Genomic DNA, 25,949 nt, shown 5'->3' with positions numbered 1-25,949 from the left:
GTCTTGATCGTAGGCCTGCAAGATGCGGACAAAATCGGCCATGCTGGATTGGTCTCGATTTTCGGCCGTAGCCCCAAGTTGTGTGTTGAGCGCGGGCGGGCTCCCTCGCCAAAACCAGATTAGGAGATCCACGATGTTTTTCATGGCCGGCTCTCCGCAGCGAACCGTCGAACTAGAGACACTTGCGGGATCGGCGACGCACGTTTCAATCAGGGGAAAGGTCGGTCGGGCGCTACGCCGCCGACCCTATCCTGCAACTGCCTGCTCGCGGGCCGGTTCCGTTGCTTTTCATTCCGTATCAACAGCTAGCACGGGTCTTGTGATTGACGCCATTGGGCGCGGGTATCGAGTGACAGTACAGAGGTATTGGTTGAATCAACGCCGGTCTAATTCCGAATGGGCGTAGACAAAAGAAGGCCGCCTGCGTTGCCACAAGCGGCCCAAGTCTAGGGAGGCGCCCAAGGTGGGCAGCGATGGCGGGGGGAGAGGACCATCGCAGCCTCATACATACAATGATCGCGATCGCCGGCTCAATTGAACGCCGGTACAGGTCAGCCATCCAAATGCAGCAAGGGTCCTATACGAAAGGTCAAGACGCTCGCCCGCTTGGCGAACCGCTTCTACTGACCGAAGCCGTTAGCTTACCGGACTCCACCATCGACATGGTCATAAGGGCCGCCTCCGGATCAAGCGGCGAGCCAGGAGCACCGATAGCCTTTGAGTGCTTCGACCGTTACCACGACAGGCATGGGTCAGACGCGAGGCCGCTTATCCAAGTGATCGCGCATCCCCAGACGCTTTCCACATCCTCAATGCCAACTACGTGACTGCACAACACCGAGCCTCAAAGCGTAGCCAAATTTTCTTCGTGCAAAATCAGCGTCAAGGAATCAAACCTCATCGGGCGGACGTCTCGATAGATATGTCTAAACTCTGACTTTCGGGCATCGAAATGATAACTGAGGGTAATTTGCGAACCCGTGTCTCCTGTGATGCAATACTCATCTGCTTGCAGGCGACCCGAGAGCAGAGTCCTTTCGCGAGCCGCGTTCGGAAGCGAGCGAATTCCCCCCGCCTGCAGGTTGGCTTCGAGGAGAGCGAAATTTGAAGCTCAGCTTTAGCGCCTATAGCAATCCGGGCAACTTCGTGCGCATTACCGCAAAGCTGCTGCCGTTGCTTTGGGGTTCGACAGCCGTCGCGTTCGCGGTTGGTCTATTTGGAACGTTCGACGCACCCCCCGACTATCAGCAAGGTGAGACGGCGCGAATAATGTACATCCACGTCCCCGCCGCCTGGACAGCGATGCTCGCCTACACGTTGATGGTGGTGTCTGCGCTTGGATCGTTGGTATGGCGTCATCCACTCGCCGATGCGGCTCAAAAAGCGGCCGCACCCCTAGGCGCAGCTTTCACTTTCATCTGCCTGGTCACGGGCTCGTTGTGGGGCAAACCAATGTGGGGCACATATTGGGTCTGGGACGCACGGCTCACTTCCATGCTGGTTCTGCTTCTCATTTATCTCGGTCTCATCGCGCTCTGGCAGACAATCGAGGACCCGAGTAGAGCGGCACGAGCAGTTTCGATTATGACCCTGGTGGGTTTTATCGATATTCCGATTGTGAAGTTCTCGGTTGATTGGTGGAACACGCTCCACCAACCGGCGTCGGTGTTCCGGATGGAGGGCTCGGCGATTGCTGGCTCGATGCTATGGCCGCTGATCGTTATGGCGCTCGCATACACACTTTTGTTCGTGACTCTCCACGTTATGGCGGTTCGCAACGAGATCATGCGACGCCGAGCCCGGCGGCTTGCGATCACGCTAGCGGTAAATGGCGAGGCGGCGATGACTCGTATGCTGTCTGCCGAAATAGCTTCCTGAGCAGACCATGTTGCGGCATGACGGATTCATCATGGCGGCGTTTCTGGTGACGGGCACTGTTCTAGCTGGAATGATTGTAGCAGTGCTTATCGACTATCGCTTTCAGCGCCGTACCCTGTCTCGTCTTATTGATCACTCGGATCGGCGCGGTCGCGCATGAGCAATATCTCGGCCTCAATTCACCTATCGTCGAGTGCCACGCCGGCTCGACGCCGAGTGGCCCGCTTGTGGGTGGTTATCCCTTTATTGGTCTTCTGCGGAATTGCGGCACTACTTCTAGTGCGGCTCGGGGCCGGAGACCCCTCACTCGTGCCCTCTGCTCTAATAGGCAGGTCAGTACCGCAATTTGCGCTGAAGCCGCTCGAAGGGCTTTCAACATCCGGTCCACCCGGCTTGTCGAGCGCAGATTTGCGGAGAGGGCACGTGACAATCTTGAACGTGTTTGCATCATGGTGTGTTGAGTGTCGGGAAGAAGAAGGGGCCCTAATGGCGTTGGCGAGCGACCCGACGCTGCAGCGACGGGGCGTGAAACTCACCGGCATTGTGTACAAGGACGATCCCAAAAATGCGTTGGCCTATCTCATCGCTCACGGCAACCCGTTCGCACAGGTCGGCACTGACCGCTCGGGCCGAACGGGAATCGATTTCGGTGTCTATGGCGTTCCCGAGACCTACGTGATCAAGGGCGATGGCACAATCGCTTACAAGCTGGTTGGTGGCATCTCGGACGCAAGTCGGCCTGGTTTGATGGCGGCGATTGCCGAGGCGGCGCGTCCATGACGACTCCATTGCACTCCGCGATGGCTGCAAAAAGGATCGTTTCTTGTCTCGGCGTCGTAGGGCTCCGTCCGCTTACATTGTTCGCAAATTCCGACCGGACAATGAAAACGGCACAGTCGGTTAGCCCGAGCTTCAACGGCGGCAGATGCCGGCGGGTGGTGCGATATGCGGTGGCGAGGACAAACGGAGGTCTTGAAACGTGCTGTGGGCCATTTTTGCAATGATGACGTCTTCAGTCGCGCTGGCGCTGGCGCGGTCGCTTTCCGAGCGGCGCGAGGTCGTTCGCGCTCACGATCCGAATGTGACGTTCTATCGCGATCTTCTGACTGAAGCGGATGAAGACGTGCGCTGCGGACTGCTAGCATCTGAAGATGCCGTGACGACTCGCGCCGAGATCGAGCGCCGGCTGCTCGCGTCACTCAACTTGGCATGCGAGGGCCGGCCGCATGCGTCCCGTCGTGGAGGTGAGCGACGCGGCGCGACGGCTTTGGCGATGATCTTAATTCTGCCGCTCGTCGCGCTCGTGTCGTACCTCAAGGTCGGCGCTCCCAGCCAACCTGACATGCCGATCGCATCGAGGCCGTCCAATGGAGAGTTTAGCCTCGCTGCCGCGATTCCTGACATCCACGCCGGGCGAGCCGGAGCTAACATTGCAGGGCTTCCTCCAGAGCAACGGAGCGACGCGATCCGGGGGATGGTAGCGGAGCTCGCCGAGAAACTCTCGAAGGACGGCCATCACCTTCAAGGATGGCTACAACTTATTAGGTCTTACGCGGCGTTGGGTGAGCGCAAGAAGGCCGAGGCGGCTGTCGCAAGCGCACGTGCTCAGCTAGCAGGCGATGAGCAAGCGTCGGCCAGCGTGGATGAACTCGTCCGACGGCTTCGTCTAAAGGAGTAGATCTTGACGCGAAAGGGCAGGCGCCTCGTTATCATCAGCGCAGCTGGCTTCACTTTGGCGATCGCGATAGGGCTCATCCTGTTTGCGTTGCGTGACAGTATCGTCTTCTTTTACGGGCCGAGCGAAATGGCCGCAAAGGCGCCGCCGCTAGGGACACGGCTGCGCATCGGCGGCCTAGTGAAACGTGGCTCACTTACTCATGAGGGATCGTCGACTGTCGTCTTCGCGGTGACAGACCTAAAGCACGACATCAAGGTCAGCTACACCGGATTGTTGCCGGATCTCTTCCGTGAAGGCCAGGGCGTCGTCGCCGAGGGCACCGTGGAAGGACCGAGCCGTTTTCATGCCGACACCGTGCTAGCAAAACACGACGAGCGATATATGCCCAAGGACCTGGCTGACAAGCTCAAGCAAGAAGGCACTTGGCGCAACGAAAGATCTGCGCGAGCGCAATAGCGCCGCGCGCCACGAAACATCCCAGCTGATGGGACCGACAAGATGATCATCGAAACCGGACATTACGCGCTCGCTTTGGCTCTCGCCGTCGCGCTGCTTCAATCAATTCTGCCGCTCTGGGGAACCCGTACTGGCGATTCGGCACTTACTTCAATCGCGGTCCCTGCCGCAATCACCCAGTTCCTGCTCTTGGGTTATGCCTTCGCAGCACTGACTTACGCTCACGTGGTGTCCGATTTCAGTCTCGTGACGGTCGCCGAGAACTCACTCACCACCAAACCACTTATATACAAAATCGCAGGGGTCTGGGGCAATCACGAAGGATCGATGCTGCTTTGGGTTCTGATTCTCGCGGTTTTTGGAGCGGCGGTGGCGATTTTCGAGCGCGGCATGGCGAACGAATTGCGCGCGAATACGCTAGCGGTCCAGGGCTGCATCTCCTTTGCCTTCCTCTGTTTCATTCTGTTCACCTCCGATCCCTTCTTGCGACGATTTCCTGCGCCGTTTGAGGGCCAGGACCTTAATCCGCTGCTTCAAGACCCGGGCCTTGCCATACACCCGCCGCTCCTTTACGTCGGCTATGTCGGCTCTTCGATCGTGTTCTCCTTCGCGGTAGCCGCGCTGATCAGTGGCCGACTAGACGCCGCTTGGGCCCGCTACGTTCGGCCTTGGATACTGATCGCCTGGATCTTTTTGACGCTTGGCATCGCCATGGGGTCGTACTGGGCTTATTACACCCTTGGCTGGGGCGGATTCTGGTTCTGGGATCCGGTGGAAAACGCGTCATTGATGCCCTGGCTTGCGGGCACGGCGCTCCTCCATTCGGCTGCTGTCATGGAGAAACGTGAAGCCCTCAAGATTTGGACACTGTTCTTGGCGATACTTACGTTCTCGCTGTCGCTGCTGGGTACGTTCCTCGTGCGCTCGGGAGTACTGACCTCCGTCCATTCCTTCGCCAGCGACCCGGCTCGCGGCGTCTTCATCTTGGTCATACTGTCCGTATTCATCGGCGGGCCACTCGCGCTCTACGCGTGGCGCGCACCTTCCCTAAGCCAGCGTAGCGTGTTCGCACCCTTCTCACGCGAGAGCGCGCTGGCAGTCAATAACCTGCTGCTGACCACCTGCTGCGCTACGGTTCTGACCGGCACGCTCTATCCGCTCGCTCTTGAGGCTCTGACGGGGGACAAGATCTCAGTCGGCGCGCCGTTTTTCAATCTAACGCTCGGCCCGCTCGTAGTGCCTATCGTTCTGCTGATGCCGCTCGGTCAGTCGATCGCCTGGAAGCGCGGCGACCTGCTCGGCGCAGCGCAACGGGTGACGGTCGCAGCATTGGGGGGTCTTCTAGTCTCCATTTTGCTCGTTGCCACCGTCCGCGGTGGCTCCGTCTTCGCTGCAGCCGGTCTCGGCCTTGCCGTCTACCTCATCGTTGGTGCGTTTACCGATGTGGCATCGCGTATCTGGGCACGTGGGCAAGGCGGCCGGGTGATGCTAGCCCGCGCCGTCGGGTTGCCGCGCTCCGCCTGGGGTGCGGCGATCGCTCACGCGGGCCTCGGCTTGACACTCATGGGCTTGGCGGCGACGGGTTGGGGTGTGGAACGTATCGCGACCGTCAAGTTAGGCCAGAGGATCGATCTCGGTCCTTATCAAGCCACCATCGAGAATTTTCGATCGCGGCAGGGCCCGAACTATTCTGAACTCGTCGGCCATACGGTCATCAGCCAGGGCGGCGCATACGTGACCGCCGTCGATCCAGGCAAGCGCAGCTTTCCCACGCGACAGACAACCGTCACCGAGGCTGGCATCGTAACGCTGAGTTTTGGGCAGATCTACATTTCGCTTGGGGACCGCCACGCGGATGGTTCGATCGATGCGCGCCTGTTCTGGAAGCCGCTCGTGACGAGCATCTGGATCGGTGCGGTCATTATGGCGTTCGGTGGGATTGTGTCGTTGTCCGATAGACGCCTCCGAATTGGCTTCGCGCGCCGCGCGGCTCGCCTCCGCGTCGCCGACAGCGGCGCAGCGCCGGAGCCCGCCGAATGACGTGGCTTCGTCGCATTCTTCTGCTTTCGATCGTGCTCGCAAGCGTCGCCCCCAGCTTGGCAAGGGCGGTTCAGCCGGATGAAATCCTGACTAATCCGAAACTTGAGGCACGCGCGCGCGCTATTTCCGCCGGACTGCGCTGTCTGGTCTGTCAAAACCAGTCGATCGACGATTCCAAAGCAGAGCTCGCGCGGGACCTTCGCCTGCTGGTGCGCGAGCGCCTTAAGCTCGGAGAGAGTGACGAGCAGGTCCGCGATTTTCTGGTGAAGCGTTACGGAAACTTTATCCTGCTGAAACCGCCACTTGACTTGGAAACCGCTCTCCTTTGGGGAATGCCGGCTTTCGTGCTCGCGGCGGGCGCGATCGCTCTCCTGTTCGCATTGCGCCGCGAACAATCCACGCCAGCGGCACCATTGAGCCAAGCCGAGCGGGATCGGCTTGCCGCTGTGTTTGACTCCGACACTCCGCTATAGGCTCGTCCTGAGGTCAAGCGGCCTTAGCTTCGGGTAAGGCCGAAGTCGTTCCACATAGGTGGCGCCCGAAAGAAAACTCTATCGTCGCACGCGCTCATTACTCTCCCGCGCTACGAAGTGCTGCGGCCGCAGCTATCGGAGCGAGCGCGATGGACGCGAGTCCGAGCGCGCAGAGGACCAAGAACGGTGTCAAAAAGGGCGTTGTGGCACTTTGCGCCGCGGAGACACCGAAGATCAGCACCGGCACGGCTAGTGGTACGACGAGGATCGATAGCAACAGACCGCCGCGCCGCAGGGTGACAGTAAGAGACGCCCCGATCGCCCCCAGAAAGGTGAAGGCCGGCGTACCAACCAGCAACGTTGCTGCAACCGATCGGAGGGCGGAACCATCCAAATCCAACATCAGGCCAAACAGAGGCGACAGCATAACGAGCGGTAGCCCCGTCACAAACCAGTGGGCGATGCACTTCACAAGAACAATGAGTTCTAGGGGCGCCGGCGACAGGAACATCTGGTCCAGCGAACCGTCCTCTTGATCCGCCTGAAATAGACGGTCGAGGCCTAATAGACTCGCGAGAAGTGCTGCTATCCATAGAATTGCTGGGCCGATCCGCGACAGCAAGCGTAGGTCAGGCCCGATCGCGAAAGGTACGACCGTCACAAGGCTGAGGAAAAAGACCAGACCGAGAATCCCACCTCCACCGATGCGGCGGGCTAGCATGAGGTCGCGAAGAAAAACGACGAGGAGAATACGGGTCATGGTGCCCATCCGGCATCGCCATTGCGTCGAGACCGCTCCGCTGAAATCGGAAAAGCAGCGTGATCTCTTCTCTCCCGACCTCGAGACAGACCGCTATGTGGGGTGCGACCGCACTTCAGCGAAATGGCCATCAACTGGTTCCAAGTCTGACTTGGACTGTCCCTCGCAGACCAAGAGGTTCGTGGGTCGCGGCCAGTGTCAATCCTCCGCCTTCGAGATGGCTGGCGACGATAGTCTTCAGCAAGGCGCGCGCGTGCCGGTCGAGCGCTGTTAGCGGTTCGTCGAGTAACCATAGAGGGCGATCGACGATTAAAAGCCGGGCCAATGCGACACGGCGACGCTGCCCCGCGGAAAGATAGCCGACAGGCAGATCGAGAACGTGGGCCAACTCCATGCGGTCCAGCGCCTCTAACGGGGTTCGGCGGTCTCGCCCCAAAAATCCCAGGCCGATGTCGAGGTTCTCGCGGGCGGTCAACGACGATTTCAACCCGTCGAGATGGCCCACGTAGTGGAGGCGTTCTGCCAGGGGCGCCGGATCCGTGGCTTCCGACTCCACCCATGACATGCGGCCGGATCCTAGTGGAAAAAAGCCGGCGATCGCCCGCAAGAGTGTAGATTTGCCCACTCCGTTGGGACCGGTCACTTCGGCGATTTGGCCCGCGCTTAGTCGCAAAGATATCCCGTCGAGCAGGATGCGCTCGCCGCGAGCCACGGACAGATCTTCGATCAGCAGATGGGATCGCTGCCTAATATCCATGTTCAGTCCTCGTTGTCCGTTGTTTTGTTGTGATCGTTTTCAACGAACCCTCATTTGGAGGGCTTATCGAAATGAACGACGGTTCGGGACAAACGTGTTCGAGCGGCGACGGAGAACAGCCCAGGAGGCCGAGGAGGTTCGCTCTGCGGGGCTGCCCATTAAACGGATGCGAGCCAGATCTTGAACGCTGAGGGCAGGATGGGCCACGCGATCGCCCATACAAACGTGAAAGCGATGTTGCATTGCCCAGCTTGCTGCCTCGGCTGCACCACCGGGAACGCCCGACGCCCTTCCCTTGTACGCTGCGCTGTCGATTAGCCGACGCCCTGCCGACGAAGCCGCAGGCGGTCGCGGGAGTGTTCCCAATCACGGCTCTCAGTAAAGAGAAAGGGCCTCCCAGGTCTCAGCGAGCGCAGCTGCGAGTTCAGCTATATGGGTATCCGCGTGGTATGGCGACGGCGTGATGCGCAGCCGCTCTGTCCCACGCGGGACCGTCGGATAGTTGATCGGCTGGATATAGATGGCGTGGCGCTGTAGAAGGCGATCGGCTGCCGCCTTGCACAATTCCGCATCGCCGACGATCACAGGCACGATGTGGGTTCCGGTCCGGAGAACCGGAAGCCCGGCGGCTTGGAGCGCCTCTTTCGTTGCAGCGGCCTGGCGTTGGTGTGCTTCGCGCTCGGCAGACGAGTGTTTCAGATAGCGAACAGATGCACGCGCTGCGGCGGCAATCGGTGGAGGGAGGGCGGTCGTGAAGATGAATCCGGGCGCGAAGCTGCGCACCGCATCGCAAATAGATCGCGACGCCGAGATATAGCCGCCAATGCAGCCAAATCCCTTGGCGAGAGTACCCTCGATCACCGTCAAGCGGTGCATCACACCCTCGCGCTCGCTAATTCCGCCGCCGCGAGCGCCGTAGAGGCCGACGGCGTGAACCTCATCAAGGTAGGTCATCGCCCCATACCGCTCGGCAAGGTCGCAGATTGCGCCGATCGGCGCCACATCGCCGTCCATTGAGTAGACCGATTCGAACACGACGAGCTTGGGGCGGCTTCCCGCCTCGCGAAGCAAGGCCTCAAGGTGACCAAGATCGTTGTGGCGGAAAATTCGCTTTTCGCAACCTGATTGACGGATGCCTTCGATAATCGAATTGTGGTTGAATTCATCAGAAAAGATTACGCACTCTGGGATCAGCTTACCGATCGTGGAGATGCTGGCCTGGTTCGATACGTAGCCGGAGGTGAAGACGAGACTGGCCTCCTTGCCGTGCAGATCAGCAAGTTCGCCCTCTAAATCAACCAAGGGCGAACTATTTCCCGCGATGTTGCGAGTTCCACCTGCTCCTGCACCGCAGCGGTGTGCCGTCGCGGTCAGCGCGCTCACAACCTCCGGATGTTGTCCCATGCCCAGATAATCATTCGAGCACCAAACCGTGATTTCAGTAACGGATCCGTCGAGGCGGCGCCATTTGGCGGTAGGGAAGCGACCGGAGACGCGTTCGATGTTAGCGAAGACGCGATAACGTTGTTCTTCGCGCAGGCGCTCAAGAGAGCCACGAAAATGGTGTTCGTATGTTTCGGCCGCACAATTGACGGCGCCCCTAACGAAGGTTGCGGTGGACCTCGTCAACGCTCGTTTCATGCACAACATGTCCGCACACGAATGTGTGTTCGCACACGAATGTCCATTACCGGAGCTTCCGTGCGCTGGATGCTTCGCTTGACGCTCAGCCGATATGTCGAGATCTTCCATGTCAACCTTCCCTATCCGTCGCTCGAGCATAGGTCGACCATAGCCCATCACGCAGAGCACTTCGCACTCGTCTCAGTTATGATTTTAAAATCCTCCGGTTATGATCGAGCGCCGCTGCCTGAGGCAGCTCAGACCTAGGCTAGCCTCCCGTCCTTTTTGCATGGTGCGCACGCCGCCCGGACGCAAAATCCCCCTGGTCGCGACTTGGTACCGGACGCTAAGTCAACTGTACGACCAGATCAGCGAGATGGTTCGTCGCTCACCGCATTCTAAGATGCCGCCCAGATCATAGTCCAAGCCGCTCGATTGCTGTTCACCAGCGAAGAGCTGGGCGATCCGGATCGGCAGCCGGGTCGAAGTGAACAGAGAGCGCCTGCCGACTGGTAGTGTCACGCACCCATTGTTTGATGTAGGAGGCCTCTTCAGCGCTGGCGCGGTGAGGTGTCGCCAGTCGAGACACTATGCCTTCTCGCGAAGTGCCTCCACCGACACGCTGGACATTAGCTCGTAAGCTGCGGTGACGCGACAATCGCCCGGAGTAGGCAGAGGCAAGCCGCGAGCGAGTGGACGACGCTAAAAGGGATTGAGTGATCGGGGCTCGGTATCGGCCGAGAAACTGCACTGGTCCCTTCCGTGGGATCGCGTGCGACATTTGGAACAGCAAGAATTGGACACTCAATGGTCCCATCTGCAGATGAGCAAAGAGTCTAGCTCATCAGCAAGGACTGGACATGGCCATTAGTCGCAACTCACTGCGCCGGGTTGCGAGGGAACAGAAAGATCTGATGATCAGACAGCAATAGTTCGAGAGTGCGTCATTTCCATCGGGCATCGATTTCATGCCCCCTTGTTGCTTTCGCACTTGGGCATCCACGCCTAGTCTGATCTGCGCGCAGTTAATGAGACCACCTGCGCAAGAATGCAGTCATTGCCTCATCGGCAATATCGAGCTGTCATAGGAGAGAGATTATGAGACGCACCGTACTGGCACTTTCCGCGGTCCTTGGCGTTGGCGCTCTAGCAACCGCAGCGTTCGCGCAGCAACCACAGCTTCCGCCACCCGACGATTGGCACGCCACCGGCCGCTATCTTCCTGAATACACGAAAGACGGGGACCTTATTCTGCCAAAAAACTTTCACGAATGGGTTTACGTTGGATCGCCACTGACGCCCAACTTTTTGAACCCGCCTCAAGCAAATTTCCCGGAATTTCACAACGTGTATATCGAGCCCGGTTCTTACGATATTTACAAGAAAACGGGCGTCTTCCCTGAAGGAACAATCTTCGTGAAGGAATTGCAGCTTATGCAGCCTGCCACCAATCCGGACGGTTCGAGTACCGCGCCATCGGGAAAAGGATTTTTCCCGGGGGCGTTCAACGGAGCGGATGTGACCGTCAAGGACACCGAGAGATATAAGGCAAGCGACGGTTGGGGTTATTTCAACTTCAATCACCACGAACCGAAAGCAGCCACTGCCAAAGTCCGGCCGGTCGAGGAATGCGGCTACTGCCACATCGCAAGCGCGAAACGAGATGACGTATGGACGCAGTTCTACGCGCTGCTCGACCAGGTGCCGCTACCGCCCGGCCAGAGTGGCTCCAAGAAAATGCCGCCCAGCGAGAATCCGTCTATCAAAAAGTAGGGACAACCGTGATGAAAATTCTCAGAAGTGCGGCCATAGCGTCCGCATCGTTTATCGCTGTGAGCGTCGGCTGCCTAGTATCACAGGTCGTACCTAGCCAGGCCGCCTCTGCGCAAGAACAACTCGTCGACGGGGCAGGCAACATGCATGTCCCGAAAGAGTACCGAACGACCTACGAATTCCTTGGGAGCTGGTCTGTTGCAGGTGACAAAGGTGCTAAGGAGATGCACGTGGTTTATGGGTCGCCCGGAACTGCGGCAGCTTATCGGACGACTGGCAAATTTCCCGAGGGTTCGATCCTGGTGAAAGAAGTGTACGCCGCGGCGACTTCGGAAATGACGACTGGGACCGTCAGCCATCAACAAAGCCTCAAAGGCTGGTTCATGATGGTGAAGGACGGCAAAAACAGTCACCCCGATAATAAATTGTGGGGCAACGGTTGGGGCTGGTCCTGGTTTGACGCGGGTGACCCGGTGAAAACGACCTCAACCGACTTTCGCTCAGATTGTCTAGGTTGCCACATCCCTGCCAAAGCGACTGACTGGATCTATGTTCAAGGCTATCCCGGACTCAAAAAGTGACAGGCCCTCGGCGAACTAGCTTTAATGTCACGTGTGCAAAACCAGACTGGATGCAAAGAAGGTAGCGTCATGAAGCCCAGCGGAAAGCTCGTCAGATGCGTTTGCGGATCGATGGTGATGTTTGTGGTGTCGTTTTCGACACCTCATGTAAGTCTAGCGGCCGATCCAGCTGCTGGCAAAAAGATCACGAAGCAGTTTCTTACGTCGGGCCAGGTGGACCTAGTACGAGAGGTGGTGACGCTACCGCTCCATCGCGGCCGTCTTGCCTCGGGAGAGACCGTTTGGTTCGTTCTCACCGACGTAAGCGATTACGATACTTCGCAAAAGATGGGACTTACGTGGGCGCCGAGTCTCACTGATGCCAAGAACCTGAAGAGCACACGGATTGCGGAAATGGACGACTCGGGTAACTTCACCTTTAAATCAGGCCGGGTCGATTTCTCACCTTCGCAGAAGTTGGTCGGAGGGGACGCGCCTAGTTTCTTTCCTCCTAAGACAGCCCGAGCCGGATCTATTGGGGATGCGCACTACAGCCCACTGGTGCGGGTGTCCAATAGTATGAATATCGTTTTCAATGCGCCGATCATCGCGTTCGATGTCGGGCCGGACAAAATTTCATTCTGCAACGGCAGCCCTGACTACTCCGTGGTGACGGATTCCGTAGCAAGCATCTGTCCTGATAAGGGCACTGTCGACTTGAAACTCCGGTCTGGATTCGCGAACGGAAAACACCTGCGTTATCTTAGTTTTGACGCAAATTCCGAGGAGTCGGCGACCCTTGAGGCGTCCACCTTTGCGCCTGCGGAAAGCGACATTCTTCAGAGCGGCGCGATCGAGGTGATCTATACGATTGTGAATGGCAACATGGGGGCGAGCGATCCGAATCGCCAGGGACTCAACAGTGCTATCAAGGGAGAGGGGCCTTCGCTCGACATCCTCGCGCACTTCACTGAGATCAGCGCCGGATACTCCCCGATGTGGGACGTACGACTAGCCGAGTGGACCAAGGAAGCTATCGTGAAGGATAAAAGGAAACTGATCACTGACGGCGACGATCTTGAATCCAAAAGTGCGGCGGGCTTACTGGTGAGCCCTGCGGGAGGGCCGGTGAAGACGACGGGGAATCTAGTGAATTGTCCGGTTGTAGGCTTCACCAATGAATAATCTCCTGGCCACATAGCTGCGCTTCCCTCGTTCATGCGGGAAGCGCAATCGGTCTCTTAACCACCGACGCTTCCCTCTCACGTCGACGCGAATTTGATGAGCACGCGCTAGGACCCGACGCTACTGTTTGTAGGCCTTGATAATCTGCCGGGCTATCGCGACCGATGCTGCGGCGTTGGAAGGACAGGTTGCCGTCCACTTCAGTGGCGTGGCGCGATCGGCCCTATGTTTCGAGCCAGTCCAGTGGCGACCACGGGCATCGAATAATCATTTGCGGTTCGCAGCAGGAGAATCCCATATTGCCATTCTGAAGCGCGAGGACGCTCCTGCGGTCTCCAAGCCGATCCTCGACAAGTTGATAGGATGCTTGGTACTCCTACGGACCGGGGTTTCCGCAGATCACTAACAAGGTCTTAGCAAGCCTATCGGAAACCGGCGGCCGCTAACTTGAAGATCGACTTGATATTGTCGGCATCTGCGGTCGGCCTTCGATGGCGTCGGCTGCGTGGCGCTGACGGGATCGGAGGGGGGGAAGCTATCTTCCAACCCGGTGTCGAGCTTGGCGTGGCGATCGGCCGCGAGCGCTTCGCCTAAGTCCTCGGCGTGCTTGTCGGCGGCGCGGGATTGAAGGTCTGAGCCATGGAGTTCTCCTTCATTGACTGAGCCAACGCGGCGCATTTGAGCAGGTTGCCATGCTCCGCTTCTGCGCGCGCCGGTGTATCAAGAACCTCAACTCTGCATCAGGACCATTCGTGCCCCAGTCTGCGACAAAACCCTTCATCGACGTGCTCTCCGGCCACCGGCAAAGCATCCCGCCCCTGTGGATGATGCGGCAGGCCGGCCGCTACTTGCCTGAATATCGCGAGGTGCGCGCCAAGGCTGGCGGCTTCCTCGATCTCTGCTTCAGTCCGGAACTTGCCGCCGAAGTCACGCTGCAGCCGATCCGCAGGTTTGGCTTCGATGCGGCCATCATCTTCTCGGACATCCTGGTGATCCCCCATGCGCTCGGCCGCTCGGTGCGGTTCGAGGTCGGCGAAGGTCCGCGGCTCGATCCGCTGGATGATCCCGTCAAGATCGGAGCGCTCGCCGCGCAGTCCGACTTCGGCACGCTCGCGCCGGTGTTCGAGGCGCTCAGGATCGTGCGCGGCGCGCTCGATCCTGAGGTGGCGCTGATCGGCTTCTGCGGTGCGCCGTGGACGGTTGCGACCTATATGGTCGCGGGCCAGGGCACGCCCGATCAGGCGCCGGCGCGGATCATGGCCTACCGTCATCCCGAGGCGTTCGCGAAAATTATCGACGTGCTGGTCGTGAGCTCGATCCAATATCTGCTGGCGCAACTCGAGGCCGGCGCCAACGCCTTGCAGATCTTCGACACCTGGGCCGGCGTGCTGCCGCCCGCCGAATTCGTGCGCTGGTCAACCGAGCCGACCCGGCGCATCGTCGAAGGCGTGCGCGCCAAGGTGCCCGATGCGAAGATCATCGGCTTCCCGCGCGGCGCCGGCGCGCAGCTGCCTGGTTACGTCGAGGCCACCGGCGTCAATGCAGTCAGCATGGACCGGACTGCCGATCCCGTCTTCATCCGCGAGCGCGTGCAGAGCAAGGTCGCCGTACAGGGCAATCTCGATCCGCTGGTGCTGATCACGGGCGGTCCGGCACTCGACCACGCGATCGACAACACCTTGACGAATTTTTCGCAAGGGCGCTTCATCTTCAATCTCGGTCACGGCATCCAGCCGGAGACGCCGATCGCCCATGTCGAACAGATAATCAAACGCGTGCGTGGCTAGCGAGCGATCCTCCGACAGGCCCAACATCGGTGAAGCGGTCAGCGTGCTTCATCTCCTCGATCGACTCCCTGCGCCAAGCCTTGGCCATTTCCAGCAGGCCCCAGTTGGCCAAGAACCGGTAGTGCAGCCAGTATTGTTTGATTGCGGTGAGTTCGTGACGCAGTCCCTTGTTAAGATACTCGATGACTCCGGGGTCGCCCTTCATGATGAACTCCAAGGCTTGAGGTTGGGCCTTTTGCCCTTCTTAGTTTAGAACACTTCTGAGGAAAAACTAGCAAGCATCCCCGAGACAAAACCGAGAGCCACCTACCGAGAAAAACCAAGGAAGTTGGTCGCTGCGGGTCCAACTCTGGGCTCGTCCTGCGCGTCATCCTTGATCCGGCGATGCGGACAGTCGGCCTGACAGGTTAGCGCACATTCCCTATACGGCTCGTCGATGATCGTCTTGATGGTGCGCGCGCAGCGGCCGCACTCAGCGCTGCAGCCGAGACAGTCATAGATCTGTTTGGCATTGCGCAGCGCATCCTCGGCCGTGTTCACGGCGTGGCGAACATCTCGGTCGGTGAGAACATTGCAGGAGCAAACGATCATGAAACCCTAAAAGGACGTTTCAGCAAGGGTGTTGAGATCGATATTGGACGGCGGTCGGGCGCGTAGAATAGTCCAAAGAGCACGGAGATGATTGAGTGGTGACCCGCCCTTGGAAGTCTTTCCCTGACCTTTGTTCCTTGCAGATCAGCTGAACTTTGTATGTTCACTCGCTGCGACCGCTAGCCGCAGATCCGACCGAGAACACGGGAACGCCGCTCCGTTCCGCCCAAAGATCGACGCTCTCGGTTAGCGTAGATGACACAACTGGAGTCTGCTGGCCCTGAGATGCAGTCACCACTGCATTTTGGGTATTGTTGAAGACCTCCTCTATCCCCCTCGAAGAATCCATCTGCGTAAGAAGAGCGGTCATCAGCCGGCTATGTAGTTCATCAGGGTCTTCGACGATTGCACCAGGCGCGGCTGAGCTCAGGATCAGCTCATTCTCACCTCCTTGAATGGGTGCAAGCCCATGTGAATAAGTCCTGAAGCGTCGCTCGTAAGGGTTGCGGCGCGAAGCCTCAATAACTAGGAGCCTGACGCGTGCTCCTGAAGTCTGGAGTTGCGAGAGGAGATGGTCAATGCTTAGCCCTTGTAGACGGATATCTTCTTCACTCCAAATCTTCGCATCGACTGGGATTAGATAATTGTGTCCGTCAGACTGGATTCCGTAACCTCCGAAATAAACTAACACAGTCGAGTTCGAATGTACTCTTGCCCTTAGATGATCGACTGCGTGTGTCATGTCCGAGCCCGTGGCATTTTCAATGGCATCGACCAGGAAGCCGTGCTCGCGAAGAGCATTTGTCAGGCCTTCCGCGTCGCGTGTCATTATGGGAAGAGGAGAGTCAGCATCGGGATAGGCCGAATTGCCAATCACCAGCGCCAGTCGACTAGTATCGAGGGGCGCGGATTCGCCCGACCAGATGGGATCGCTGATGGGCCGAGGCGTCTCCCGCTGCCTTGTCCCGTCGAGACTGGTTGCGAGCAAGCTGAGCGAGATTGCAACGCCGATTAGTCTGGGAGATCTCATTCCATTATGGTCTCCGAAGAAACGCGCCTTTCCGCTTGCTCGTCAATTCCGTCGCGCCATCCAGTAGCCTGAACAGCGCGCTGATCCTGAGTGGCCGCTCCAGGTCCCCCGACCGGACGTCGCAAACAGTTTGCCCGCGCCCGCGGCATATTTGTCTTGGACCGTCACGGAAGCGCGAACCGCGCCCGTTTTTGCAACGTATCCTCGAAACTTCACGAGATTAGGATGCGTGACAATTCCGTTGGTCACATCGACAGTGAAGCTGTAAGTGGAATCGCAGATTCCTCTTTGCGTCACGAAGACGAGGTCCCACGAGCCGTCGTAGGACGATGAACCGTATGCTGCCGGTGCAGAGTGGTGACTCCGCCGCGCCAATAAGTGCACGTCTGTCGTCAAATCTGGTTTCGTCGCCCTCATCGACGTGCCATTGATCGGCGAGGCTGACGATTTGGCTGTGGCGGCGATCGCGATAGGAACGGCAATTGCGAGCGCACTCGCGAGCCTGTAGACCTGAATCTTCATGGAAGCTCCTCTTCTTTAAACCACGCAACGAGAATGATCTTGCAACTCGGTCGAGGGAAATCACCTCTCGCCATGGAGTCGATAGACGACCATTATTGCCGCTTTGCTGGGCGAGACTACAGTGAGGAGGCCCATCATCGGGTAGTTCAAGGGCGACGACGAGTTAGGAGCCTCTGCGGACGTGGCGAGCAGACAATCATGTACCACCCATGGCGCGGCGAACTCATGGGCTAGAGCGTGATGGCACCGACTTCGCGTGATATGCATTCGAAGAACCAAAGTTTCCGTCGTGGTAAAGGACGCCGGTGGACGACGGGCTCTTGTGGCCGGAGGGATCCCGGCGCCATAGCGACGCTGGTTTTGCACGGATTGACGGTGGGTACCCTCGAACCCGGTCGGGACGGCCGCGCCCTCGACGTCGTCGGTGCGCGGAGCTTGCTTAAACCGGCGCCTCGAGTGTTGGAAATCCGTGCGAGTGGCGGGCACCGCACCAGGGTAGAAAGCACAAAGCCGTGTCGGGCCGTGTGCCTTCAGAGCGACAGGCGTTCTTCTCTCCGCATCTGCGGTGGGGGACGGCGAGGTGAGGGGCCGGTCCTTCCGCAATGCTCTGGCTCACGGTTTACTCGCAGCTCCGATTGCGGCGGGGCGTACGGGCGCTTGTGCTTTACAACCGCGCTCGCGGCACCAGTGTTTCTGCCGAGAGATCGGCTGAGCCGCGCATAATAATCCTTCCGCCGAAGGTATGAGCGCGTGAACACCTCATCGCGCCTGCCGAGAGTTCCGCTCCGACCCGCAGCACGTGACGCACTACTTTCGAGCTGTTCCGATAACGGCTGGCTATCGACTTCATGGCGAGAGGTGATTTTCTTTTCCACCGTCGCTGACCCAATCTTAATCCGTCATCGCCCGCCCGCGGCTGCGGCCGAAGTCGGCCTTCCGTTGGACGATCATCAGAGGTCCGACATGCACATCGAAGAGACCGCTCGCATTTCCTTGCTCCACTCTGTCGAACGTCCGCCGTTGGAGAATGTCGTCGTGCTCGTGGAGGGCGCGGGTGTTGCGAACGGAGTGGAGCGTGCGTTCAGCACAAGTGTGAGTTGCGTGCGCTATGACGATATCGGCCGCATCGCGTCGAGATGTATGGAGATCCCAGTCGTCGGGTCCAACGGCGAGGTGTCGGGCGTCGCGTGCCATACCAATCCGTTCGATGCGCGAGCCGCAGTCGCTGCAGGCGAGCGGCACCCGGTGAGAATGGCGCGCGGACACTTGGGCTCCGTTCAGCGATGAAGCTTATGATCCCGCCCGGCCGCCTCGATCGTGCGGTCGATCACAAGACAGAGCACGTGCTCGGCCCCGCCGATGCCGAGATCTCGCTGGTTGAGTACGGCAGCTACGCCTGTCCGCACTGCAGGGCTGCCAACGAGCGCATCGCGCAGGCGCGCGATCAACTTGGCGACCGCGTTTGCTATGCCTTCCGCCACAGGCCGCTCACGGACAACAGTCTTTCCTTCCGTGCTGCGGAGCTCGCTGAGCTTGCTCAGACGCCAGAGACGTTCTGGTCCGCGCACATCAAGCTGATGACAAGGTCGATGCAGCTCACAGAGGACGACCTTTCGGCGGTGGCCGCTGACCTAGGCGTGCATGCCAACCCCACGCTTCGCGATAGCGACGCGGTTCGCCGCGCGAAGGCGAGGGTGGAGTCGGACATCGCGAGTGCACGCGCGAGCGGCGTGAGATTCACGCCGACATTTTACATCAACCGCCGGCGCTACGACGGACCCTGGGACGAAAGTTCTCTCGTTGATGCAATGCTTGGCACGCTCGGCCACCGCGTCCGTACGGCTGCCCTGGACTTCGCGAGTTGGGGCCCGTCCGCCGGCATTTTGCTCGTCGTCGCGACTGTGGCGGCGATTGTCTTGACGAACTCACCGATCGGGGCGGCGTTCGAGGCGCTCTGGCGCTGGGAGTTCGGCGTGAGCTTGGGCAGCGCAGCCTTTCGGATGTCCATCCTCCATTGGGTCAACGACGGGCTGTTGACGCTGTTCTTCCTCGTTGTGGGATTGGAAGTGAAGCGCGAGATGACAGTCGGACACCTCGCAAGCCGTCGCTCCGCGGCGCTTCCGATCGCGGCCGCGCTCGGCGGCATGGTTGTGCCGGCGTGTCTGTATTCGCTGGTTCTCCCCGCGGGGCCGTGGTCGCACGGGTGGGGTGTTCCGATGGCGACCGACACCGCGTTCGCGATTGCCTTGATTGCAGTGATGGGCTCCCGCGTCCCGGTCGAGCTGCGCATCTTCCTCACGGCGGCGGCCATCGTTGACGACATCGGTGCGATCGTCGTCGTCGCCGTGTTTTACTCCGGCGAAATCCATCTGGCCTACCTTGCTGCGGCGGCGATGGTTGTAGTTGCGTTAGCGCTGCTGAGCCGATCTGGGGTGTACCATCTCTCGCCCTACATCCTGATGGGCGCTGCGCTGTGGGCCCTCGTATACGCGGGCGGTCTCCACGCTACATTGGCCGGCGTGTTACTTGCCTTGTTCATTCCGACGCGACCGCCAGCCAATCTGGCCGCCCTGATGACGCAGGCGAGCACCATCATCGCGTCCGAAGCTCGGCATGAGGGCGAAGTTCTCAGGCGCGGCCCCTCCACTCCAGCCCTGCAGGCGCTCGACGCAATCTACGATAGAATTGAATCACCCGCCGATCGACTGCTACGACACGCCGGCGCACGATCGAGCTACGCTGTCCTCCCAATCTTCGCATTGGCGAATGCCGGAGTGACGATCAACCCAAGCGTCCTCGCTGGCCATGGCCGTCTCGCGGCTGCGATCGTCGCTAGTCTCGCTATAGGAAAACCGCTCGGCGTCTTCCTCGCGGCCGCAGCGGCAGTGCGCACAGGCATCGCCGTCAAGCCGGCCGAATACACGTGGCGGCAGCTGGGCGGGGCAGGAGCCCTCGCTGGCATTGGCTTCACGATGTCGCTCTTCATCGCCGGACAGGCATTTCCAAGCACCACGGACCTCTCGGCCGCAAAAATCGCTGTGTTCGCCGCCTCGAGTCTTTCTGCCGTCGTCGGGACTGGCCTGCTCTGGGGAGCTTCGCATCAGGAGCTTATCGGAGATGCGCCGCAGAGCGCCGGCATGAACTCATCATAGCTTGCCGCCGCTTATGCCTGACCGCGAAAAGGAGATTGATTTCACCTGCGACGCGGCGGTCCGCCTGTTCCACATCGCAGGCGTGAAACTTAGGGGCACTTGGTCGAGATCTCCTGGTATCCCGCCGTCGAGGACACCAGCAACGCAGAGTTATCGTGGCGAACCGTCGCATTTGAAGGAGTCGAAATGACGCACGTATATTTCCACTGCGCGAACACCAAGAAGGTTTTCGTCGATCGCCGCGGCGCGGTCGTGGATGATCTTGCTGAAGCGCGGGATCATGCGAACCGCATCGTGCAGTCCCTCACCAAAGAGCGCAGCCTCGAGGATTGGCGCGACTGGGTTCTGCATGTCAGCAATGATCAGGGCGATGAGCTCTTCGTTGTGCCGTTCACTTTCGTGCTCGGGGAGCCGAATTGAGGTCGCCGTGTTCCAAGCGATCCTTTGGACCAACGCGCTTATGTCCCACTTGAACAGCAGGCCGCTGGTGCCCTACGAAGACTATCTTCAGCGTCAGCGCCGCAAGGTCAAGATCGATTTGATGCGCCGACACGAATTGCGGAGGAGTGCTCGCGCGCGCTGGGCAGCAAAACGCCGCCGCCAGCCTTGCGTTTCGGTGGTGGGCCAGGTTTCAGGCTTTGCAACTGGTCGCGCCGAAATCGCATGCGGTGTCCAAAGACCCGAAGTCCTTCGTCACGCCAGGTATCGAATTCAGATTGGCCTTTGCTCTTCCATGATGCTAGGCACAGCCTTCAATATCTCCTCCGCACCTCCCTGAAGAAGTTTGTCTCCGAGACGTGTGCCTATTGCGTCGGCTTGATCGGCCGTCCCAACGCATTCATCAGCAATCTTCGTGTGGCCATCTGGATGAGTCACCTGTCCTCGAAGCGTTAATGTCCCGGCGACCCATCTGACAGAAACCCCGAGCGGTAAGCTGCAACCCGCATCGAGACTTCTCATCAATGCGCGCTCTGCGTCTACTTCGGTGCGCGATTTCCGATCTTCAATCTTTTGAAGCAGTGCTATGAGTGCGGTATCTTCTTCGCGAGCTTCGACCGCGAGGGCGCCTTGGCCGACTGCATACGGGAAAACATTCGAGTCTAGTATCTGTGAGGCCTCATGTAGCAATCCTAGCCGTGACAGCCCCGCCGCTGCCAATAGAGTAGCGTCTATTCCCTCTCGGTTCTTTGCCTTACAAAGCCTTGGAAAAACGTTTCCACGGATGGGTCGAACATCCAGACCAGTGCAAAGAGCGAGAAGTTGCGCTTTGCGGCGAATTGATCCAGTGCCGACGCGCAGCCCTGGTCGTAGCTGATCTAATGTAACGCCACAAATTGTGTCACGAGGATCCGCTCTTTTGGGAACGGCCGCCAATACCAAACCGGGCTGCAATCTGGTCGGAAGATCCTTGAGAGAGTGAACGACCAAGTCAACTTCTTTGTGCGTAAGCGCGTCTTCGCTCTCCTTCGTGAATGCTCCGATGCCGCCAAACTGTTGAAAGGACGACCGTCGATCTCTATCGCCAACCGAACTTGTGAAAACGAGTCTTACCTCAGCGGCCGGCTCGACGCCATGAATAAGAGCGGCGACGTGACTGGCTTGCCAGCGGGCCAAATCACTTCGTCTGGTGCCGAGGCGAATTTCCATGATCAAGGCTCTGATTGTTGTGTGGCGCGCCGACTTCTAGCGCTGCGAAGGGATCGACCTGTAGGGCTTCATGTGGGCTGCCGTCACTTGTGTTCATAACGAAGCGATAAAGGTAGGCCGGTGATCGAAAAAACCTGGGGCCATTATGCCAAGCCAAGGGAGAGCCTTCATGATCAAGAGCCGATGCCGCTCGATTGGATCGCGTCGCTTTCTAGTCACCTCCACGCAATGTGTCGTGAACGCGCATATTTGCTCGGAGTCGCGGAAACCCGGATGGGCCAGTGGCGCCGGGGGGTCACATCGGGCAGGATGCTCACCGGTAATCCTTCGACGATAGGGGCGATGACTTTTCAGCCCTCATTCGCTGATATTCCGCAGCGGCCTCCTCGGCCGTCGCGAAGTTCTTGCTATAGATGAAGTTTTCGCAACCATTGCTGATGCGGGCGTAGTAGGGTTTTCGCCGCCTAGCACAGTCCGACCGCTTCCTGACGCCGGGGAAGCCGTGCTTGTTGACTATGGTGCGTGGCATATGAGCTTGATCCCTGATGCTGGGGCGAAGCCCCTCATTGTTAAGCTCGCTTCTAGCGGCGCGCTATTTGAATGGATTCATTGACGTGGAATAGGTCGGGGTTTTGGCGTAGTTCGCGGGAACGTTCCAAAGCGTCGCGACATACCAGGCGGTCCAAGCAACGATCAGCAGGCTTAGCACCCAAACCCAAACAGGGATTGGCGAGGGCGATTCTGCCCGGTGCGGCTCGAATGGTTCTTCGGCTCCAAACGCGTTGACCATGAAGCGCAGCGTACCGTGAACGACAGCCCCATCACCTAGCCCGCTGAGTGTGATCCCGGGCCCATTGCGGACCTGGAACCGAAGGCGTCGGACGCCGACTTGGCCAGTGGCGTCCTGGGCTTCGATGCGCAGGCCGTGCTCGCCGTCGGCAAGGCTCTTGGTGTCGAGCGCTATCTGCGCCGGTGGCCGCTGATCGGTGACGGGATCGGTCGCTTCGTCGAGATAGATGCGGATGCGCGGATCGGACACGTATTGCAATCCTCTAACGGTCGGCATGCAGGACGCGATATTTTGGATGAGAGGGATACCGTTCGCCGGGGGCGACCAGCATCCACACCGCCGCCACGATGCAGCTAAGTGTCACGAGCGCGGCCCCGCCCGCCACCAGCGCGTTGCCGAGCAGTGGTCCGCCAAGACTAGGACCGCCAGCGCCACCAGCGATCGAAGGCGCAGTGCAGAGGTAGCCGAGCGCCGAGAGAATCCAGGTGGTAATCGTATCGGTCATCGTCGCCTCCTATTTTTCAGCACGGAGCTTCGTGATCTCGGCAGGCGTCACCAACGGCCCGTGGTTGCCCCATGACGTGCGCTCGTGATTGATGATATCGGCGATCTGCTGATCAGACAGTCGGTCAGCGAACGGCGGCATCTCTACTTCGTACTTCTGGCCGTCGATTGCCTTGCCGCTAAGGCCGCGCAGCATGGTGGTGATATGTTCGGCAGGGTCAGTGGCATTAACGACCGGATCGCCTGCAAGCGGCGGAAATGTGCCAGGAACGCCTTTGCCCTCGGCGCCGTGGCAGACGCCGCAGTTGTCGGCGAAGAGCTTCGATCCTTCCGCAGCATCGAACGTCGGTGCCGGGGGCGCTACCGGCGAGTCCTGTTTCGGCGTCGTTGCCTGCTTCTGCAGTGGTTCGTTGGCGCGAGCCGCGACGACATCAGCCGCACTGATTAAGGCACCACGATTGCCCCACGAGGATCGCTCGTAATTGATGATGTCAGCAATCTGCTGATCAGACAATTGATCGGCAAACGCCGGCATTTGCGCTTCATAGCTCTGGCCATTGATTACCCGCCCGCCAAGTCCGTGCAGCACAGCGCCAATATGTGCCGTGGGATCGGCGTCGTTAACCACCGGATCTCCGGCGAGCGGCGGAAACGTTCCCGGCACACCCTTGCCTTCCGCGCCATGGCAGGATGCGCAGTTGTCGGCGAACAATGCGGCACCCTTGGTGGCGTCAAACCGCAGGGACCCGCTCGAAGGACTCTCAGTCGCGGCGCGGGACTGCGTCGGAACGAGCGGCGGCTGCTTCAGGGACAACAAATAGGCTACGAGCGCCTTGCCGTCGTCGTTGGGGATGACGGTCCCGCCTGGCGCGAACTGGGGCGGCAATGGCACCGCTTTCTCTCCTGGAGGTAGTCTGTCCACAATCCTGAACAGCCAGGGGAAGGCCGGCATGATCGATTGAGGCACAACTGCTCGCGGTTGATAGAGATGGATGTACTGCCATATGCTACTCGACTGCCGCGCGCCGATATTGCTCAAGTCTGGACCAGTGCGCTCCGAACCTAGTAATTCCGTAGTCTGGTAGGCATAATCGCCCGGCGCAGACGGGCGGCCAAACGGCTTATCTCCAGAGAGCGGGCGTACTTGCTGGGTATGGCAATAGAAGCAGCCTTCGGAGACATAGACATCTCGACCCCGCGCCTCAATCGAGGTTAGTGGCTTAAGGCCCGGCGTCGGTGGCACCTTCGACAGCCAGATCCCCGGCAGCACGCCCATAAGAATCGCTAATCCAGTGTAGATCAGCGTTGAACCGCCAGAAATGGCCAATGTCCTGTTCACGCCGGCACCGTCTTGGCTGCCGCAAACTCGGTGCAGGACCTACCGTAGGTCATTGTCCAGACGTTGAAAGCGAAGACAAGATGGCCGGCGAACATGAGCGAGCCGCCGACGGAGCGCCACAGCCAGTATGGCGCGGCATCTTCGACCGACTGGATGAAGGTGAGTCCTCGAAACCAATCGAGCCCCTGAACGGTGCCGGCGGCCGATAGCGCCGCAACGTATATGACAACGCCGACGGCGGACAGCCAGAAATGTATGCCCATTGTCAGGTTGTAGGGGTACTTGCCGGTGGCGCGCGGCAACAGCGCATAGATGCCGCCCCAGATCGCGAAAGTGACGAAGCCATACATCGTCAGGTGCGAGTGCCCTACCGTGTAATTGGTCAGATGCCAAAGCTGCTGCAGCGAGCGAAACGCCTCGAATGTGCCTTGTGTCGAACCCAGTAGATAGCCGTAGACGCCGACGAGGATGAAAACCGCGGGCGAGCGATATATCCATTCGTGAGTCCCCCGGAAGGTGAGAAGGAAGTTCGCGGTGCCGCTCAGCACTGGAACCAGCATGGCCACACTGAAGACGATGGCCGTAGTCTGCAGCCACCATGGTAGTGGACTGAATTCAAAATGATGAGCGCCGATGATCGGATAGAAGATGAGATTGGTCCAGAATGCAAAGACGCCGAGAGAATATGAATAGATCGGCCGGTTCAGGAGCTTCGGCAGCGCATAGTAGGACACACCGAGCGATAGAGGCGTGAACCATAGTCCGACGGCGTTATGCATGAAGAAGGCCTGTACCGCGACCTGACCCAGTCCGTACTGATACCAGGGCAACATCGACACCACGACCATAACAATCGTCCACAGCGTGCCCCCGATAGTATACCAGTTAGAAACATAGATATGCTCGCCATCCCGGCGCTCGACAGTGGCGATCATATTCCAGACCGCGGTGATCAAGCCGAGTCCAAGGATTACGCGAATCCACCACAGCCATTCGCGATACTCCTGGCCGTAGGTGAAGCCGAGATCGAGTGTGACCGTGCCCAGCACGGCGGCGACATTGAGGAGCGCAAGACTGATCCATGCGAGGCGCTCGCTGTAGAGCCTTGCGCCAGAACTGCGCGCGGCGACAAACAGCGCAAGCCCAATCAGCGCCTGGCTCGCCCAGGCATAAAACGTTCCGCTGGTGTGTATCGCGCGCAGCCGACCGAACGACAGCGCTGACGTGGTCGCGAAATCCGGGTAAGCGAATTTGAAACTGACGAGGAGCCCCACGGCCGTGGCGAATACAAGCCAGATTGTTGCCGAGGCCACGTACGCCGCGAGCACCCGTGCCAAAACACGGTCATCCGGAGGGAGCGCGCGAAGTGGAATGGCTGCAGCGCTATCGGACATCATCCGTCTC

The 25,949-nt window shown here is 59.2% G+C and carries 25 protein-coding genes and 2 pseudogenes; 14 read left to right on the top strand and 13 right to left on the bottom strand.

The window, feature by feature from the left end; translation table 11 throughout:
- Positions 1-1,104 precede the first annotated feature (1,104 nt).
- The 7 genes from MTR72_RS05700 (at position 1,105) to MTR72_RS05670 (ending at position 6,525) form a co-directional block, all read left to right on the top strand.
- On the top strand, positions 1,105-1,878 hold the full coding sequence (locus tag MTR72_RS05700) for a heme ABC transporter permease (protein WP_341510188.1): 774 nt from the start codon (positions 1,105-1,107) through the stop codon (positions 1,876-1,878).
- 7 nt (positions 1,879-1,885) lie between these two features.
- The gene (gene ccmD, locus MTR72_RS05695; RefSeq protein ID WP_341510187.1) at positions 1,886-2,038 is read left to right on the top strand and encodes a heme exporter protein CcmD; all 153 of its coding nucleotides are present in this window, start codon (positions 1,886-1,888) and stop codon (positions 2,036-2,038) included.
- Positions 2,035-2,658, top strand: coding sequence for a DsbE family thiol:disulfide interchange protein (locus MTR72_RS05690; protein WP_341510186.1), 624 nt, complete (start codon positions 2,035-2,037; stop codon positions 2,656-2,658). The genes ccmD and MTR72_RS05690 overlap by 4 nt, the downstream gene beginning before the upstream one ends.
- Before the next feature lie 199 nt (positions 2,659-2,857).
- Entirely contained in the window at positions 2,858-3,556 is a 699-nt protein-coding gene (gene ccmI / locus MTR72_RS05685; RefSeq protein ID WP_341510185.1) for a c-type cytochrome biogenesis protein CcmI, read from the top strand.
- Between the two features lie 3 nt (positions 3,557-3,559).
- A complete protein-coding gene (gene ccmE, locus MTR72_RS05680; protein WP_341510184.1) occupies positions 3,560-4,012 on the top strand; it encodes a cytochrome c maturation protein CcmE in 453 nt (150 codons plus the stop codon).
- Between the two features lie 42 nt (positions 4,013-4,054).
- Entirely contained in the window at positions 4,055-6,052 is a 1,998-nt protein-coding gene (locus tag MTR72_RS05675; RefSeq protein WP_341510183.1) for a heme lyase CcmF/NrfE family subunit, read from the top strand.
- Complete coding sequence (locus MTR72_RS05670) at positions 6,049-6,525, top strand: cytochrome c-type biogenesis protein (protein WP_341510182.1); 477 nt, start codon at positions 6,049-6,051, stop codon at positions 6,523-6,525. The genes MTR72_RS05675 and MTR72_RS05670 overlap by 4 nt, the downstream gene beginning before the upstream one ends.
- A 97-nt stretch (positions 6,526-6,622) precedes the next feature.
- Here the strand turns inward: MTR72_RS05670 and ccmB are convergent, their stop codons facing one another.
- The 3 genes from ccmB to hemA all read right to left on the bottom strand — a co-directional run bounded on the left by ccmB (position 6,623) and on the right by hemA (position 9,683).
- Positions 6,623-7,285, bottom strand: a complete 663-nt coding sequence (gene ccmB, locus MTR72_RS05665) for a heme exporter protein CcmB (protein ID WP_128935405.1) — start codon at positions 7,283-7,285, stop codon at positions 6,623-6,625.
- Positions 7,286-7,415: 130 nt separating this feature from the next.
- Positions 7,416-8,042, bottom strand: coding sequence for a heme ABC exporter ATP-binding protein CcmA (ccmA, locus tag MTR72_RS05660; RefSeq protein ID WP_341510181.1), 627 nt, complete (start codon positions 8,040-8,042; stop codon positions 7,416-7,418).
- A 375-nt stretch (positions 8,043-8,417) separates the two neighbouring features.
- Complete coding sequence (hemA, locus tag MTR72_RS05655) at positions 8,418-9,683, bottom strand: 5-aminolevulinate synthase (RefSeq protein ID WP_341510180.1); 1,266 nt, start codon at positions 9,681-9,683, stop codon at positions 8,418-8,420.
- Positions 9,684-10,763: 1,080 nt separating this feature from the next.
- On the opposite strand from hemA, the gene MTR72_RS05650 reads away from it, so the two are divergent.
- The 3 genes from MTR72_RS05650 to MTR72_RS05640 all read left to right on the top strand — a co-directional run bounded on the left by MTR72_RS05650 (position 10,764) and on the right by MTR72_RS05640 (position 13,183).
- Complete coding sequence (locus MTR72_RS05650; protein WP_128935402.1) at positions 10,764-11,438, top strand: cytochrome P460 family protein; 675 nt, start codon at positions 10,764-10,766, stop codon at positions 11,436-11,438.
- Between the two features lie 11 nt (positions 11,439-11,449).
- Positions 11,450-12,019 carry a cytochrome P460 family protein gene (locus MTR72_RS05645; RefSeq protein ID WP_128956822.1) on the top strand — a complete coding sequence of 190 codons (570 nt, stop codon included), beginning with the start codon at positions 11,450-11,452 and terminating at the stop codon, positions 12,017-12,019.
- 69 nt (positions 12,020-12,088) lie between these two features.
- A complete protein-coding gene (locus MTR72_RS05640; protein ID WP_341510179.1) occupies positions 12,089-13,183 on the top strand; it encodes a DUF7482 domain-containing protein in 1,095 nt (364 codons plus the stop codon).
- A gap of 422 nt (positions 13,184-13,605) precedes the next feature.
- Here the strand turns inward: MTR72_RS05640 and MTR72_RS40300 are convergent.
- Positions 13,606-13,824, bottom strand: a pseudogene (locus MTR72_RS40300) (hypothetical protein).
- 111 nt (positions 13,825-13,935) lie between these two features.
- On the opposite strand from MTR72_RS40300, the gene hemE reads away from it, so the two are divergent.
- Positions 13,936-14,970: a uroporphyrinogen decarboxylase gene (gene hemE, locus MTR72_RS05635; protein WP_341510178.1), complete on the top strand. Its 1,035-nt coding sequence runs from the start codon at positions 13,936-13,938 to the stop codon at positions 14,968-14,970.
- Positions 14,971-14,995: 25 nt separating this feature from the next.
- On the opposite strand, the pseudogene MTR72_RS05630 reads toward hemE, so the two are convergent.
- From MTR72_RS05630 to MTR72_RS05615, 4 genes and pseudogenes are all read right to left on the bottom strand, one after another.
- Positions 14,996-15,175 (bottom strand): annotated as a pseudogene (locus MTR72_RS05630) (ferritin-like domain-containing protein); the annotation flags it as partial.
- A gap of 101 nt (positions 15,176-15,276) precedes the next feature.
- On the bottom strand, positions 15,277-15,561 hold the full coding sequence (locus tag MTR72_RS05625; RefSeq protein ID WP_341510177.1) for a (2Fe-2S)-binding protein: 285 nt from the start codon (positions 15,559-15,561) through the stop codon (positions 15,277-15,279).
- Between the two features lie 163 nt (positions 15,562-15,724).
- On the bottom strand, positions 15,725-16,591 hold the full coding sequence (locus MTR72_RS05620; protein ID WP_341510176.1) for a caspase family protein: 867 nt from the start codon (positions 16,589-16,591) through the stop codon (positions 15,725-15,727).
- A gap of 42 nt (positions 16,592-16,633) precedes the next feature.
- On the bottom strand, positions 16,634-17,113 hold the full coding sequence (locus MTR72_RS05615; RefSeq protein WP_341510175.1) for a hypothetical protein: 480 nt from the start codon (positions 17,111-17,113) through the stop codon (positions 16,634-16,636).
- A gap of 963 nt (positions 17,114-18,076) precedes the next feature.
- Here MTR72_RS05615 and MTR72_RS05610 point away from each other — a divergent pair.
- From MTR72_RS05610 to MTR72_RS05600, 3 genes are all read left to right on the top strand, one after another.
- Positions 18,077-18,400, top strand: coding sequence for a hypothetical protein (locus MTR72_RS05610; protein ID WP_341510174.1), 324 nt, complete (start codon positions 18,077-18,079; stop codon positions 18,398-18,400).
- A complete protein-coding gene (nhaA, locus tag MTR72_RS05605; RefSeq protein ID WP_341510173.1) occupies positions 18,397-20,265 on the top strand; it encodes a Na+/H+ antiporter NhaA in 1,869 nt (622 codons plus the stop codon). Before MTR72_RS05610 ends, nhaA begins: the two co-directional genes overlap by 4 nt.
- Before the next feature lie 99 nt (positions 20,266-20,364).
- Entirely contained in the window at positions 20,365-20,685 is a 321-nt protein-coding gene (locus MTR72_RS05600; RefSeq protein ID WP_445819553.1) for a DUF6894 family protein, read from the top strand.
- A gap of 291 nt (positions 20,686-20,976) precedes the next feature.
- Here MTR72_RS05600 and hemC read toward each other — a convergent pair whose 3' ends face one another.
- The 5 genes from hemC to MTR72_RS05575 form a co-directional block, all read right to left on the bottom strand.
- Positions 20,977-21,912: a hydroxymethylbilane synthase gene (hemC, locus tag MTR72_RS05595; RefSeq protein WP_341510172.1), complete on the bottom strand. Its 936-nt coding sequence runs from the start codon at positions 21,910-21,912 to the stop codon at positions 20,977-20,979.
- Positions 21,913-22,504: 592 nt separating this feature from the next.
- Positions 22,505-22,951, bottom strand: coding sequence for a cytochrome C (locus MTR72_RS05590; protein ID WP_128935392.1), 447 nt, complete (start codon positions 22,949-22,951; stop codon positions 22,505-22,507).
- A gap of 13 nt (positions 22,952-22,964) precedes the next feature.
- On the bottom strand, positions 22,965-23,207 hold the full coding sequence (locus MTR72_RS05585) for a hypothetical protein (RefSeq protein ID WP_341510171.1): 243 nt from the start codon (positions 23,205-23,207) through the stop codon (positions 22,965-22,967).
- Between the two features lie 9 nt (positions 23,208-23,216).
- Entirely contained in the window at positions 23,217-24,545 is a 1,329-nt protein-coding gene (locus tag MTR72_RS05580; protein WP_341510170.1) for a c-type cytochrome, read from the bottom strand.
- Positions 24,542-25,939 (bottom strand): cbb3-type cytochrome c oxidase subunit I, encoded by a 1,398-nt coding sequence (locus tag MTR72_RS05575; protein WP_341510169.1) that lies wholly within the window; start codon positions 25,937-25,939, stop codon positions 24,542-24,544. Before MTR72_RS05575 ends, MTR72_RS05580 begins: the two co-directional genes overlap by 4 nt.
- Positions 25,940-25,949 lie beyond the last annotated feature (10 nt).

Source organism: Bradyrhizobium sp. ISRA442 (assembly GCF_038085055.1).
Lineage (GTDB): Bacteria > Pseudomonadota > Alphaproteobacteria > Rhizobiales > Xanthobacteraceae > Bradyrhizobium.
The sequence above is the reverse complement of the archived record's forward strand: the minus strand, read 5'-3'. Positions and strand labels throughout refer to the sequence as shown.